The organism is Roseococcus thiosulfatophilus (genome assembly GCF_017311575.1).
Taxonomy (GTDB): Bacteria; Pseudomonadota; Alphaproteobacteria; order Acetobacterales; family Acetobacteraceae; genus Roseococcus; species Roseococcus thiosulfatophilus.
Genome location: NZ_JAFFQY010000011.1, coordinates 377,243 through 390,576 on the forward strand (window position 1 = coordinate 377,243; position 13,334 = coordinate 390,576).

The 13,334-nt window shown below is 69.1% G+C and carries 10 protein-coding genes; 3 read left to right on the forward strand and 7 right to left on the reverse strand.

What is annotated here, in order from left to right:
• Window positions 1-23 precede the first annotated feature (23 nt).
• A complete protein-coding gene (gene argS / locus JTN19_RS07440) occupies window positions 24-1,811 on the reverse strand; it encodes an arginine--tRNA ligase (protein ID WP_206931266.1) in 1,788 nt (595 codons plus the stop codon).
• 99 nt (window positions 1,812-1,910) lie between these two features.
• Between argS and JTN19_RS07445 the strand changes: the two genes are divergently transcribed.
• The gene (locus JTN19_RS07445) at window positions 1,911-2,408 is read left to right on the forward strand and encodes a DUF805 domain-containing protein (RefSeq protein ID WP_206931267.1); all 498 of its coding nucleotides are present in this window, start codon (window positions 1,911-1,913) and stop codon (window positions 2,406-2,408) included.
• Window positions 2,409-2,484: 76 nt separating this feature from the next.
• Here JTN19_RS07445 and JTN19_RS07450 read toward each other — a convergent pair whose 3' ends face one another.
• The gene (locus JTN19_RS07450) at window positions 2,485-2,871 is read right to left on the reverse strand and encodes a DUF2513 domain-containing protein (RefSeq protein ID WP_206931268.1); all 387 of its coding nucleotides are present in this window, start codon (window positions 2,869-2,871) and stop codon (window positions 2,485-2,487) included.
• A 27-nt stretch (window positions 2,872-2,898) separates the two neighbouring features.
• Complete coding sequence (locus JTN19_RS07455) at window positions 2,899-4,062, reverse strand: deoxyguanosinetriphosphate triphosphohydrolase (RefSeq protein ID WP_206931269.1); 1,164 nt, start codon at window positions 4,060-4,062, stop codon at window positions 2,899-2,901.
• A 48-nt stretch (window positions 4,063-4,110) separates the two neighbouring features.
• Between JTN19_RS07455 and JTN19_RS07460 the strand changes: the two genes are divergently transcribed.
• Entirely contained in the window at window positions 4,111-4,479 is a 369-nt protein-coding gene (locus JTN19_RS07460; RefSeq protein ID WP_242530930.1) for a HesB/IscA family protein, read from the forward strand.
• 39 nt (window positions 4,480-4,518) lie between these two features.
• Window positions 4,519-5,304, forward strand: a complete 786-nt coding sequence (locus JTN19_RS07465) for an exodeoxyribonuclease III (RefSeq protein WP_206931270.1) — start codon at window positions 4,519-4,521, stop codon at window positions 5,302-5,304.
• A 156-nt stretch (window positions 5,305-5,460) separates the two neighbouring features.
• Here JTN19_RS07465 and fzlA read toward each other — a convergent pair whose 3' ends face one another.
• From fzlA to JTN19_RS07485, 4 genes are all read right to left on the reverse strand, one after another.
• Window positions 5,461-6,129, reverse strand: a complete 669-nt coding sequence (gene fzlA, locus JTN19_RS07470; protein ID WP_206931271.1) for an FtsZ-binding protein FzlA — start codon at window positions 6,127-6,129, stop codon at window positions 5,461-5,463.
• A 41-nt stretch (window positions 6,130-6,170) separates the two neighbouring features.
• Entirely contained in the window at window positions 6,171-10,700 is a 4,530-nt protein-coding gene (gene gltB, locus JTN19_RS07475) for a glutamate synthase large subunit (protein ID WP_206931272.1), read from the reverse strand.
• A 5-nt stretch (window positions 10,701-10,705) separates the two neighbouring features.
• Entirely contained in the window at window positions 10,706-12,142 is a 1,437-nt protein-coding gene (locus tag JTN19_RS07480) for an NAD(P)-dependent oxidoreductase (RefSeq protein ID WP_206931273.1), read from the reverse strand.
• 227 nt (window positions 12,143-12,369) lie between these two features.
• The gene (locus JTN19_RS07485) at window positions 12,370-13,305 is read right to left on the reverse strand and encodes a complex I NDUFA9 subunit family protein (RefSeq protein WP_206931274.1); all 936 of its coding nucleotides are present in this window, start codon (window positions 13,303-13,305) and stop codon (window positions 12,370-12,372) included.
• Between the last annotated feature and the right edge of the window lie 29 nt (window positions 13,306-13,334).

Consider the following 13,334-nt stretch of genomic DNA (forward strand, 5'->3'; position numbering starts at 1 on the left):
CCAGGAGGGCAATGTCGTGTCACTCATCGCATCTCCTCGACCGGCGCGACCCCCATCACGCCGAGCCCGGACCTGATCACCGCGGCCGTCGCGGCCACCAGGGCCAGGCGCGCCCGTGTCCCCTCGGGGTCGCCTTCCTGGATGAAGCGCAGGGAAGAATCCTCCCTGCCCTTGTTCCACAATAGATGAAAATCACCCGCGAGGTCACTCAGGAAAAACGCGATCCGGTGCGGTTCCCGCGCGGCGGCGGCGGCCTCCACCACGCGCGGCCAGCCGGCCATGCGGCGGATGAGGGCCAGTTCGGCCGGATCCGTCAGCGCGTCGAGCGGGGCCGCGGCCAGGTCCGCCGGTTCGCCCGCCGCGCGCAGCACCGAGCGGCAGCGCGCATGGGCGTATTGGACGTAGAAGACCGGGTTGTCGCGCGACTGCTGGACGACGAGATCGAGGTCGAACTCCATCTGCGCGTCCGCCTTGCGGGTCAGCATGGTGAAGCGCACGGCGTCGCGGCCGACCTCGTCGATCAGGTCGCGCAGCGTGACATAGGTGCCGGCGCGCTTGGACATCCGCACCGGCTGCCCGTCCTTCACCACATGGACGATCTGCGCCAGCACCACGTCCAGGCTCACGCGCCGGTCGGACAGGGCGGCGACCGCCGCCTGCATGCGCTTCACATAGCCGCCATGGTCGGCGCCCCAGACATGGACCAGCGCGTCGAAGCCGCGCTCGATCTTGCCCAGGTGGTTCGCGATGTCATTGGCGAAGTAAGTGCCCGACCCGTCGGATTTGCGCAGCGCCCGGTCCACCTCGTCGCCGAACTGGGTGGCGCGGAAGAGGGTCTGCTCGCGCGGCTCCCAATCCTCCGGGGTCTTGCCCTTGGGGGGTTCCAGCACGCCGCGATAGATCAGGCCCTGGGCGTTCAACAGCGCCTCGGCGGCGTCGAGCTTGCCCTCGGCCACCATGGCGGCCTCGCTGATGAAGATGTCGTGCTGGACGCCCAAAGCCCCGAGGTCGTCGCGGATCATGTCCATCATCATGGCGACGGTGGTTTCGCGCACGGTGGCAAACCAGCGGTCGGGGCCGGCCAGGCCCGGGCCATGGGCGGTGCCGGTTTCGGCCAGCGCATCGCCGTGGTGGCGGGCCAGGGCCTCGCCCACCGGCACCAGGTATTCGCCGCGATATTGCAGCCCGCCGGGGATGAGCTGGGCATACTCATCCTCGGTCAGCGTGGTGCCGAGCGCCTGGAGGTAGCGCCAATAGGCGGCATAGGCGAGCGCCTGCACCTGCGCGCCGGCGTCATTGATATAGTACTCGCGGCAGACCTCGTGGCCCGCCTTGGCCAGCAGCGCCGCCAGCGCATCGCCCACCACGGCCCCCCGGCAATGGCCCACATGCATGGGGCCGGTCGGGTTGGCCGAGACATATTCCACATTGACCCGGCCCGGCCGCGGCGCGCCCTGGCCATAGGTCTCGCCGGCGGCCAGGATCACGCCGAGCTGGGCGCGGACGAAGCCCTCATCCAGGCGGATGTTCACGAAGCCCGGCCCGGCGGGGCTGGCTTCCGCCACCTCGGGCAGGGCCGACAGCTTCTCGGACAGCGCGGCGGCGAGCTTGGGGGGGGCCTGCTTCGCCGCCTTGCCCACCACCAGCGCCGCATTGGTCGCCATGTCGCCATGCGCCGCCTCGCGTGGGGGTTCGACGGTGACGCGGGCGAAGGCCTCCTCCGGCAGCTCGGGCAGCAGGGCGCTGAGCGCCTCCACGATGCGGGCGCGCAGATGGGCGAAGATGTCGGCGGGGGCGGGAGGCAGGCTCATGGGCGGGTTGTGCGGCGCGGGGGGGCGTTTCGGCAAGGGGTGCCCCCGCGCCGCGCATGGCCTAAACTTCCGCCCAAGCCCATCACCCGGACGGATTTCATGAGCAACGCACGGCAATTGCTGGAAGAGCGCTTCGCGCGCGGCGAGATTTCCGCCGCCGAATACCAGGAACGTCTTTCGGTGCTGAACAACCTCTCGGGCGGCCAGGTGCCGCCGCACCGCGTGGTGGGCTTCGGCCAGGCCATCGCGCTGGCGCTGAAGAATTATGTGAATTTCAGCGGGCGGTCGTCGCGCGCCGCGCATTGGTATTTCGTGCTGGCGACGGTGCTGCTCGGCATGGTGACGGGCACGATCGACGGCAACAATTACGGCTATTACTGGGGCGCGCCGCAGCCGGTGAGCAACGTGACCTCGCTGCTGCTGATCCTGCCCTCGCTCGGCCTCGCGGTGCGGCGGCTGCATGATGTGAACCGCTCCGGCTGGTGGCTGCTGCTGATCCCGACCGTGATCGGCATCATTCCCCTGCTGTTCTGGCTGTGCCAGCAGGGGGACCGTTTCACGAACCGCTATGGGGATGATGTGGAGGCGGGGCGGTAGAAACATCGGCGGCCGAGGCACGCCCCCGGCGAGCGCCGGGGATTGGCATCTCGCGCCGCAAGCTGTGGACGCCGACTTACGGAAGGTCGATACCTAACCTTTCCCTGGCCACCTGCTTTCCGTATGCCTTGGCAAGTTCCCACATGAACTGGATGCCGGCGTTCCCGGCAGCGTTGGCGCCTTGCTTCGTCCGGCGCCAAATGGCCGGGTCACGCACGTCCGAAACGAACTCATGACCTTGCCATGTCAGCCGCCCGATGACCGGCCCATGCATTCTCGGCTCGCCTACAATCAGACCCGCCTCGATCAAAAGCGTCAGGTGATAGGCGAATTCCTCGGGCGTGCGGCCCGCTAAGCCGATCTCTGTGGGGTCGTCGATTTGCCACCTGCTTGTTGCGTCGAACCTGGAGTCCTGCTCGATGGCAATCAGGATGTCCCGGACGAAGTCCATGTCACGCTTCACGACCACCTCGTCATGCTATTCAGCGCTCTACCCCCCCACATGCGGGTCCGTCAGCCGACGGTATTCCTCCAGCGCGTAGCGGTCCGTCATGCCGGCGATGTAGTCGCCCACCGTCTCGGCGGCCTGGGGGCTGCCGGCCTCTCCGGCGCGGGCGCGCCATTCATCGGGCAGCATCTGCGGGCCGCCATGCAGCAGCTGGAACAGGATCTGCACCACCCGCTTGGACTTCTGCGTGGCCCGGTTCACCCGGAAATGCCGATACATCCGCTCGAACAGGAATTCGCGCATCTCGGCATTGGCTTCGCGCATCGCAGGGCCGAAGGCCACCACGGGCTGGGGCGCGGCGCGGATGGCATCCACGCTGGCAGGTGAGAGGGTGGCCAGCCGGCGCTCCGTCTCCTCGCCCACATCGCGGATCATGGCGCCGATGACGCGGCGCACCATCTCGGGCGCCGCGCGGTCGGCGGGCAGGTTGGGGTGGGCGGCCCGCGCCTCGGCCAGGGCCTGGCGCGGCAGGGCCATGGCGGCCACCTCCTCCACCGTGAAGAGGCCCGCCCGCAGGCCATCCTCCAGGTCATGGTTGTTGTAGGCGATGTCGTCCGCGAGCGCGGCCACCTGCGCCTCCGCGCTCGCATGGGTGCCGAGTTCGAGGTCCTGCACGGCGTTGTAGCGCGCCAGATAGGGCGCCGGCCGCCGCACCGGGCCATTGTGCTTGGCGAGCCCTTCCAGCGTCTCCCAGGAGAGGTTCAGCCCGTCGAAGCCGGCATAGCGGCGTTCGAGCTGCGTCACATGCTTCAGGCTCTGCGCGTTGTGGTCGAAGCCGCCATGGCTGCGCATGAGGCCGTCCAGCGCCTCCTCCCCCGCATGGCCGAAGGGGGGGTGGCCCAGGTCATGCGCCAGCGCCAGGGCCTCGGCCAGATCCTCGTCCAGGCGCAGGCGGCGGGCCAGGCTGCGGGCGATCTGCGCGACCTCGATGGAATGCGTCAGCCGGGTGCGGAAATGGTCGCCCTCATGGAAGACGAAGACCTGCGTCTTGTATTGCAGCCGGCGGAAGGCGCGGGAATGGATGATGCGGTCGCGGTCGCGCTGCCAGGGGGTGCGGCTCTGGTCCTCCGGCTCGGCGTGCAGGCGGCCGCGGGTGGTCCGCACGGCATAGGGGGCCTTGGGGGTGGAGGTGGGGGCGTCCAGCATCGCGCCTGCCTATCAGCCGGGGGGCGGTGGTGGAAATCCTTTGTCGGCATGCCTAGATTGAAGGCCAAGGAGATCACCATGCCCGACGGCAGCTTCACCATGACCCCCCGCGCCGCCGAGGAAATCCGCGCCATCGCGGAACGCGAGGGACGGCCGGGCGCGGGGCTGCGGCTGACCGTCTCGGCCGGAGGCTGCTCCGGCCTGCAATATGGCTTCGCGCTGGAGGATATCCGCCAGGATGACGACGTGATGGTCGAGGTGGACGGCGTGACGCTCTTCGTGGACGAGGTCTCGCTCGACTTCGTGCGCGGCGCGGAACTCGACTGGCATGAGGCGCTGATCGGCGCGCATTTCGTGGTGCGGAACCCCCAGGCGGTCAGCGGCTGCGGCTGCGGGACGAGCTTCGCCGTCGCCTGACGGGCTTGCGCCGGCGGCGTGGCCAGTGAAGATCACGCCATGCGCCCCTCTTCCCTTCGTTTGGCCACCTTCAATGTGAACTCCATCCGCCGGCGCGTGCCGCATCTGCGCCGCTTCCTGGAGCGGCATGGGCCGGACGTGGTCTTCCTCCAGGAAACCAAGTGCAAGACGGAGGAATTCCCGGCGCTGGAATTCGAGGGCAGCGGCTACAGCCTGCATGCCGTCGGCCAGCATGGCGGGCGCAATGGGGTGGCGGTGCTGTCGCGCCTGCCCTTCACAATCCTGGCCGAGTCGCTGCCCGGCGAGGATGAGGATGGCCATGCACGCTTCCTGGCGGTGGAGGTCGCGGGCATGGTGGCGGCAGGCATCTACCTCCCCAACGGCAATTCCGGCGGTGCCGAGGGCATGGCCTATAAGTGGCGCTGGATGGACCGGCTGCGGGTCTGGGCGGCGGCGCAGCTCGACGCCTTCCGGCCGCTGGCCATCCTGGGCGACTACAATGTCTGCCCCACCGCCTCCGACCTCGCCCCCGGCGCCCTGCCCCCCGCCGACGCCCTGGTCCACCCCGAGAGCCGCGCGCGCTGGCGGGCGCTGACGCATCTGGGACTGACGGATGCCGTGCTGGCGCTGCACCCGGCGGATGCGCCCTTCACCTATTGGGATTACGGCTCGGCCTTCGAGCAGAACCGGGGCCTGCGGATCGACCACGCGCTGCTGAGCGCGGAGCTGGCGGAAAAGCTGGTGGCCTGCGGGGTGGATACGGAGGCGCGGGCGGAGGAAAGCCCGAGTGACCATGCGCCGGTTTGGGTGGAGATTGCCGCTTAGCCCCCGGCAGGCCTGACGGCGACAGGCGCGCGGACCCGCCTCCGCTTCCCGCTCCGATGCCCTGCCGAGGCTTCGCCTCGGCAGGCGGCGCCCCTCACCAGGACCGGCACCGCTCCGGGGCCCCCGCGAAAGCGCGCAGCGGTTTCGTGGGGAACCCTAGAAGTCCAAGTCAGCGTAGTGCACCGGCGGCTCCAGCCCGCTGACGCGATCCGCCAGCAGCCCCCGGAACGCCGGCCGTGACTTCACCCGGCTGTACCAGTCCCTTGCCGCGGGGCTGTAGTCCCAGTCCACGTCATTGCAGTAGTCCAGCGCAGAGAGATGCGCCGCCGCCGCGAAATCCGCCAGCGACAGGTTGGGCCCCGCGAGCCACGGCCGCTCCTCCGCCAGCCAGCCGATCACGTCGAGATGCGGCTTGAGGTTCGCATAGCCCGCGCGGATCGCCGCCGCGTCCGGGTTGCCCTGGCCCAGCGCCCGCTTCAGGTGCCGTTCCCAGATCAGGTTGCGCGTCACCTCGCCCGCGAAGCGCGTGTCGAACCAGGCCGCCAGGCGCCGCACCTCCGCGCGCTCACCCAGCGTCCGGCCCATCAGGGGCGTGTCGGGATAGGCCTCGTCCAGATATTCGCAGATGGCGTAGCTGTCGGCGATGACGAAGCCGTTCTCCTCCACCAGAACCGGCACGGTGCAGGCGGGGTTCAGGGCGAGGAACTCCTCGCGCCGCTCCCACACGCGCTCGGTCTTCAGTTCGAAGGGAATCCGCTTCTCCGCAAGGGCGAGGCGCACCTTGCGCGAATAGGGCGAGAGGGGGAGGTGGTGGAGAATCCGCACGCCGGACTCTATGCCACCTCGCCCCTGTCGCGTGAAGGACGCTACTCGGCCGCTTCGGCCACTTCGCGCATCGGCCGCGGCAGGTAACGGGCGTATTCCTTGGGCACGATGTGCCAGAAATGCCCCCGCTCGCTCGACCAGTCATTGAGCAGCCGGGCCGCGTTTCGGCTGCCCGTCTCGGCCACATGGCGTTCGATCAGGCGCTTGAGCTCACCTTCCCAATGGGCGCTCTCCAGCCGTTGCCACAGCAGGGTGTCGGGGTTCACCCGCCGCTCGAAGGTGCCCGCGGGGTCATGGATGAACGCCTGTCCACCCGTGAAGCCCGCGCCGAAATTGTCGCCGACCTCGCCCAGGATCACGACGGTGCCGCCGGTCATGTATTCGCAGCCATTGGCGCCGCAGCCCTCCACCACCGTCACCGCGCCGGAGTTGCGGACGGCGAAGCGCTCGCCCGCCTGGCCGGCGGCGAAGAGGGCGCCGGCTGTGGCACCATAGAGGCAGGTGTTGCCGATGATGGTGTTCTCGTTCCAGACGAGGCCTGAGGAAGGTGCCGGCCGCACCACGACGGTCGCACCGGACAGCCCCTTGCCCACATAGTCATTGGCGTCGCCGAAGACTTCGAGCTTGAGGCCCCGTACGCCGAAGGCGCCCAGCGACTGGCCGGCGGAACCGCGCAGCCGCACCGTCAGGTGGCCTTCCTGCAGCCCCGTCATCCCGTATTGCCGCACGATGCGGGACGACACCTTGGTGCCGATGGCACGGTGGGTGTTCCGGATGTTGTAGGCGAGCTGCATCTTCTCGCCCCGTTCGAAGAGCGGGGCGGCGTCGCGCAGCATGTCGGCGTCGAGCGTCTCCGGCACCTCGTTGCGGCCTTCCAGGGTGCAGAAGGGCGCGTGCGGGCCGCTGTCGGCCTTCACCAGCAGCGGGTTGAGGTCGAGGTCGTCCAGATCCTCCGCGCCACGGCTCACCTGCTTCAGCAGGTCGGTGCGGCCGATCACGTCCTCCAGCTTGCGGAAGCCGAGTTCGGCCAGGATCTCCCGCACCTCCTCCGCCACGAAGCTGAACAGGTTGATCACCTTCTCCGGGCTGCCCACGAACTTGGCGCGCAGCGCCTCGTCCTGGGTGCAGACGCCCACGGGGCAGGTGTTGGAGTGGCATTGCCGCACCATGATGCAGCCCATCGCCACCAGGGAGGCGGTGCCGATGCCGAATTCCTCGGCCCCCAGCATGGCCGCGATGACCACGTCCCGCCCGGTCTTGAGCCCGCCATCAGTGCGCAGCTTCACGCGGTGGCGCAGCCGGTTCAGCAGCAGCACCTGGTGGGTTTCGCTGAGGCCCATCTCCCAGGGCAGGCCCGCATATTTGATGGACGTCAGCGGCGAGGCCCCCGTGCCGCCCGAATGGCCCGAGATCAGGATGGCGTCCGCCTTGGCCTTCGCCACACCGGCCGCGATGGTGCCGATCCCCGACCGCGAAACCAGCTTCACGCAGACCGTGGCCTCGGGGTTGATCTGCTTCAGGTCGTAGATGAGCTGCGCCAGGTCCTCGATCGAGTAGATGTCATGGTGCGGCGGCGGCGAGATCAGCGTCACCCCGGGCGTGGAGTGGCGCAGCTTCGCGATCAGCCCCGTCACCTTGAAGCCCGGAAGCTGGCCGCCCTCGCCCGGCTTGGCGCCCTGGGCGACCTTGATCTCGATCTCGCGGCAGTTGTTGAGATACTCCGCCGTGACGCCGAAGCGGCCCGAGGCGATCTGCTTGATCGCGCTGTTGGCGTTGTCGCCATTGGGGCGGGGCTTCGCGCGCTCCGGGTCCTCCCCGCCCTCGCCGCTGTCGCTGCGCGCGCCGATGCGGTTCATGGCGATGGAGAGCGTCTCATGCGCCTCCGGGCTCAGCGCGCCCAGCGAGATGCCCGGCGCCAGCAGCCGCTTGCGGATTTCCGTGATGCTCTCGACATCCTCGATGGCGATGGCGCGGCGGCCCTCGGCGCGGAAATCCAGCAGGTCGCGCAGCGCCACGGGGGGCTGGCGGCGCACCGCCTCGCTGTAGCGCTTGAAGGTCTGGTAGCTGTCGGTGTCCACCGCCTTTTGCAGCATGTGGATCAAGGTGCCGCCGAAGGCATGGGCCTCGCCACGCTGGCGCAGCTTGTAGAGGCCGCCCACGGGCAGCGTCACCACCTCGGAGCCGAAGGCACGCTCATGCAGCGCCATCACGCGCCGCGCGATGCCGGCCAGGCCGATGCCCGAGATGCGCGAGGGCACGCCGGGGAAATACTCCGCCACCAGCGCGCGGGAGAGGCCGATGGCCTCGAAGTTCATCCCCCCGCGATAGGAGGAGAGGACCGAGATGCCCATCTTGGACATCACCTTCAGCAGCCCCTTGTCCACCGCCTTCTTGTAGCGGGCGATGGCGGCGTCCAGCGTCAGCTCACCGAACAGTCCGCGCCGGTGCCGGTCCGCCACCGAGGCTTCCGCGAGATAGGCGTTGACCGTGGTGGCGCCGGCGCCGATCAGCACCGCGAAGTAGTGCACGTCCAGGCATTCCGCGCAGCGCACGTTCAGCGAGGTGAAGGTGCGCAGCGAGGTCTTCACCAGATGCGTGTGAACGGCGCTGACCGCCAGGATCATCGGCACCGCCACGCGGTCGGACCCTTGGGCCTCATCGGTCAGGATGACGTGCTGGCAGCCGGAGCGCACGCCATCCTCGCTCTCGCGGCGGATGCGGTCGAGCGCGCGGCGCAGCCCGGCCTCGCCCTCGCTGACCGGGAAGGTGCAGTCCACCTCGCAGGCCGAGGCGCCCATATGCGCCCGCATCGCGCCGAACTCCGCACTTGACAGCACGGGGCTGTCGAGCATGAGCATGTCGCACTGCGTCGGGTCCTCGTCGAGGATGTTGCCGAGGTTGCCCAGCCGCGTGCGCAGCGTCATCACGCGGGTTTCGCGCAGGCTGTCGATGGGCGGGTTGGTGACTTGGCTGAAGCTCTGCCGGAAGTAGTGGTGCAGGCCGCGATATTGCGACGAGAGCACCGCCACCGGCGTGTCGTCGCCCATGGAGCCCACGGCCTCGGCCATGTCCTCGACCATCGGGTGCAGGATCTGCTCCAGCTCCTCCAGCGTGTAGCCGACGGCGAGCTGCGCGCGGCGCAGCGCCTCGCCCGTCAGCGGCGCGGGGGCGGCGGGCTGCGCCTTCACGATGCCGTCAATGCGCGTGGTGCGATTCACCCACTGGCCGAAGGGCTTGCGGGCGGCCAGCAGATCCTTCAGCTCGTGGTCCAGGTAGAGGCGGCCGCTGTCGAGGTCCACGCCGATGAACTGGCCGGGGCCCACGCGGCCCTTCGCCATCACCCGGTCCTCCGCCACCTTCACCATGCCCGTCTCGGAGCCGATGATGAGCAGCCCGCCATCGGTCACGGTGTAGCGCAAAGGCCGCAGCCCGTTGCGGTCCAGCCCCGCCACCACCCAGCGCCCATCCGTGCCGCAGAGTGCCGCCGGCCCGTCCCAGGGCTCCATCACCGCGTTGCAGTAGAGGAAGAGGTCATGGTGCGCCGGCGGCATCGTCGCGTTGTTGCCGAGGCTCTCCGGGATCAGCATGGCCTTGGCCATGGGCGCGTCGCGCCCGCCGCGCACCAGGAGCTCGAACACGTTGTCGAGGCTGGCGGTGTCGGACCCGCCCGCCTGGATCACGGGCTTGATGTCATCCAGGTAGGCGTCGAGCAGCGGGTGGGAGAGGCGCGTCTCGTGCGCCTTCATCCAGTTGACGTTGCCGTGCAGCGTGTTGATCTCGCCATTGTGCGCGATCATCCGGAAGGGCTGCGCCAGGCGCCAGGTGGGGAAGGTGTTGGTGCTGTAGCGCTGGTGGTAGATGGCGAAGCGCGACACGAAGCGCGCATCCTGCAGATCCGGGTAGAATTCGCTCAGCGCCTCGGCCAGGAACATGCCCTTGTAGATGATGGACCGGCTGGAGAGCGAGCAGAGGTACAGCTCCGGAATCTGCGCCGCGATGGCCTGCTTCTCAATGCGCCGGCGGATCACGTAGAGGTCGCGCTCCATCGTCTCCACGTCCCGCAACTCGGGGTCATGGATCAGGATCTGCTCGATCTCGGGCCGCGTCGCGTTCGCCTTCTCGCCGATGACGGCGGTGTGGATGGGCACCTGGCGCCAGCCATAGATGCCATAGCCCATGGCGAGGATTTCGGTCTCCACGATCTGGCGGCAGCGTTCCTGCGCGCCGAAATCCGTCTTCGGGAGAAACACCTGCCCCACCGCGATGGGGCCGGGCTTGATCTTGTCGCCGCCATTGCGGACGGCTTCGGCGAAGAACTCCTGCGGGATTTCCACATGGATGCCCGCGCCATCGCCGGTCTTGCCATCGGCGTCCACGGCGCCGCGGTGCCAGACGGCCTTCAGCGCCTCGATGCCCGCCTGCACGACCGCGCGCGAGGCCTTGCCGTCGAGGGCTGCGACCAGGCCCACGCCGCAGGCGTCATGCTCGGTGGTGTCAATGCCCGCCGCGTTCAGCAGTTCCTGGTTGCGGGCGAAGCTTTCGACGAATTGCGCGCCGGTTTCCTGGGTCATGTCGCTTACTCCGCCGCCTGCTGGAGGCTGGCCTTGGCCAGCACGTATTGCGCGATCTGCTCGGCCGCGTCGCGGCCATCCCGGATGCCCCACACCACGAGCGAGGCGCCGCGGACGATGTCGCCGCCGGCAAACACGCCCGGCAGGTCCGTCATCATGGTGCGGTGGTCCACCTTCAGCGTGCCCCAGCGGGTCACGGCCAAGGCGGGCTCATTGAACATCGTGGGCAGGTCCTCGGGGTCGAAGCCCAGCGCCTTGATGACGAGGCTGCCGGGGACGACGAAATGGCTGCCCTCGATGGGCGCCACCTGCTGGCGGCCGGTGGCGTCGGGCAGGCCGAGGTGCATCTTCGCCGCACGCACGCCGGTGACCGAACCCGCGCCCAGGAAGGCTTCAGGCGCGGAGAGCCAGAGGAAGCGCACCCCCTCCTCCTCCGCATTGTGCACCTCGCGCATGGAGCCCGGCATGTTCGCCTTGTCGCGGCGATAGAGGCAGGTGACCAATTCGGCCCCCTGGCGGATGGCCGTGCGGACGCAATCCATGGCGGTGTCGCCGCCGCCGATCACCACCACCTCGCGCCCCGCCGCGTTCAGCGCGCCGCTCTCGTAGTCCGGCACCGTGTCGCCCAGGTTCTGGCGGTTGGAGGCCGTGAGGTAGTCCAGCGCCGGCACGACGCCCGCGAGGTCAGCGCCGGGCAGCTCCACGTCGCGCGCCTTGTAGACGCCGGTCGCGATGAAGATGGCGTCATGCCGCGCGCGCAGTTCCTCCAGCGTCACGTCCTGGCCCACCGCCGTGTTCATGTGGAAATGGATGCCGCCCGCCGCGTATTGCTCCCAGCGGCGCAGCACCACCTCCTTCTCCAGCTTGAAGTTGGGGATGCCGTAGATCATCAGCCCGCCGACGCGGTCGTAGCGGTCATAGACATGCACCTGGAAACCCCGCACGCGCAGGCGCTCGGCCGCCGCCAGCCCCGCGGGGCCCGCGCCGATGATGCCGACGGAATGGGGCAGTTCCCGCGTGGGGGTGGGCGCCTTCACCCAGCCATTCTCCCAGGCGGTGTCCACGATGTACTTCTCGACCGAGCCGATGGTGACGCTCTCGAAGCCCTTCTCGATGACGCAATTGCCCTCGCAGAGCCGGTCCTGCGGGCAGACGCGGCCGCAGATCTCGGGGAAGGTGTTGGTGGCGGCGGCGACCTCGTAGGCCTCCTCCATCCGGCCTTCCGCGGTGAGTTTCAGCCAGTCGGGGATGTTGTTCTGCAGCGGGCAATGCACCTGGCAGAAGGGCACGCCGCATTGGCTGCAGCGGCTGGCCTGCTCGGCCGCTCGCGCCGGGTCGAAGCGGGCGTAGATCTCGTCGAAATCCTCGCGGCGGGCGCTGGCGGGGCGCTTGTCCGGCGTCTGCTGCTGCAGGCGGACGAATTGGAGCATGCGCTCGGCCATGGGCGATCCTTGCAACCTGGGGTCCGGCGGGGGCCGGCCTGGGAATTGGGCAAGGCCGTGCAGCGACGCGCGGCCTTCTCCCTTGCAGGGTCCATTAACGGCTCATCCCCCTGGGCGCCAGCCAAAAACCGACATAAAGGGCAGTCTATCTGTCCTATTTTTCCAGATCGTTCCGAGATCGGGTAAAGTGTCGTGACCCTGGCTGGCTATATTGGTCCGAAATGGACCTATGCCGCCCCCGGCCGCTCCCGACGGTTTCCGCCTGGGCGGAAGCGCGCCAGATAGGCCGGCACCAGCCCTTCCACCGCGGCGGGGGTGATGCCCAGGTCCCGCAGCGTCAGCGCGCCCGGCGCCACCACATTGTCCTTTTGCAGCAGGATCAGCTGGTCGCGCGTCAGCGGCGGGTTGGGCAGCAGCTCCGCGAAACGCGCCTGCAACCGAGCCACGCCGAGCGGGATATTCACCAGCCGGCGCTTGCGATGGGTTTCCTTCACGATGAAGGCCAGCAGCTCGCGGAAGGTCCAGGCGCGCGGCCCGCCCAGCTCATAGGTCCGCCCTGCGGCCTCGGGCCGGGCCAGGGCGGCCATCACCGCATCGGCCACATCGCCCACATGCACGGGCTGGAAGCGCGTCTCGCCGCTGATCACGGGCATGATGGGCGAGATCATGGCCATCTGGCCGAAGCGGTTGAAGAAGGCGTCCTCCGCCCCGAAGACGATGGAGGGGCGCAGGATGGTCGCGCTGGGGAAGGCGGCGCGCAGCCCCTCCTCGCCCGCCGCCTTGCTGCGGGCGTAGCGGCTCTCGCTGGTCGCGTCGGCGCCGATGGCCGAGATATGGACCAGCTTCTCCACCCCCGCCGCGGCCGCGAGGCGCCCGATGCGCGCCGGGCCTTCCGCCTGCACCGCCTCGAAATTGCCGTGCAGGATGCCCACGCAGTTCACCACCACGCCGGCACCCTCGACGGCGCGGGCCACGCCCGAATCGCGCGTCACATCGGCGGCGAGTGCCGCCACCTGCCCCACCCGGCCCATGGTGTGCATGCCATGCGCCCGCACCGGGTCGCGCACGGCCACCCGCACCATCCAATCCTCGCGGACCAGGCGCTGCACGATCTGCCGCCCCAGGAAACCCGCACCACCGAACACCGTCGCCACCTTGCGCATCGCACCATCCTCCGGTCGCGCCGGACCAT

What these genes read in the sequence shown, in the direction of transcription:
- JTN19_RS07465 (WP_206931270.1), top strand. Translation starts at nt 4,519, where the DNA reads ATGCGCCCCTCTTCCCTTCGTTTGGCCACCTTCAATGTGAACTCCATC.
- JTN19_RS07445 (WP_206931267.1), top strand. Translation starts at nt 1,911, where the DNA reads ATGAGCAACGCACGGCAATTGCTGGAAGAGCGCTTCGCGCGCGGCGAG.
- JTN19_RS07480 (WP_206931273.1), bottom strand. Translation starts at nt 12,142, where the DNA reads ATGGCCGAGCGCATGCTCCAATTCGTCCGCCTGCAGCAGCAGACGCCG.
- JTN19_RS07455 (WP_206931269.1), bottom strand. Translation starts at nt 4,062, where the DNA reads ATGCTGGACGCCCCCACCTCCACCCCCAAGGCCCCCTATGCCGTGCGG.
- JTN19_RS07485 (WP_206931274.1), bottom strand. Translation starts at nt 13,305, where the DNA reads ATGCGCAAGGTGGCGACGGTGTTCGGTGGTGCGGGTTTCCTGGGGCGG.
- gltB (WP_206931272.1), bottom strand. Translation starts at nt 10,700, where the DNA reads ATGACCCAGGAAACCGGCGCGCAATTCGTCGAAAGCTTCGCCCGCAAC.
- argS (WP_206931266.1), bottom strand. Translation starts at nt 1,811, where the DNA reads ATGAGCCTGCCTCCCGCCCCCGCCGACATCTTCGCCCATCTGCGCGCC.
- JTN19_RS07460 (WP_242530930.1), top strand. Translation starts at nt 4,111, where the DNA reads ATGCCTAGATTGAAGGCCAAGGAGATCACCATGCCCGACGGCAGCTTC.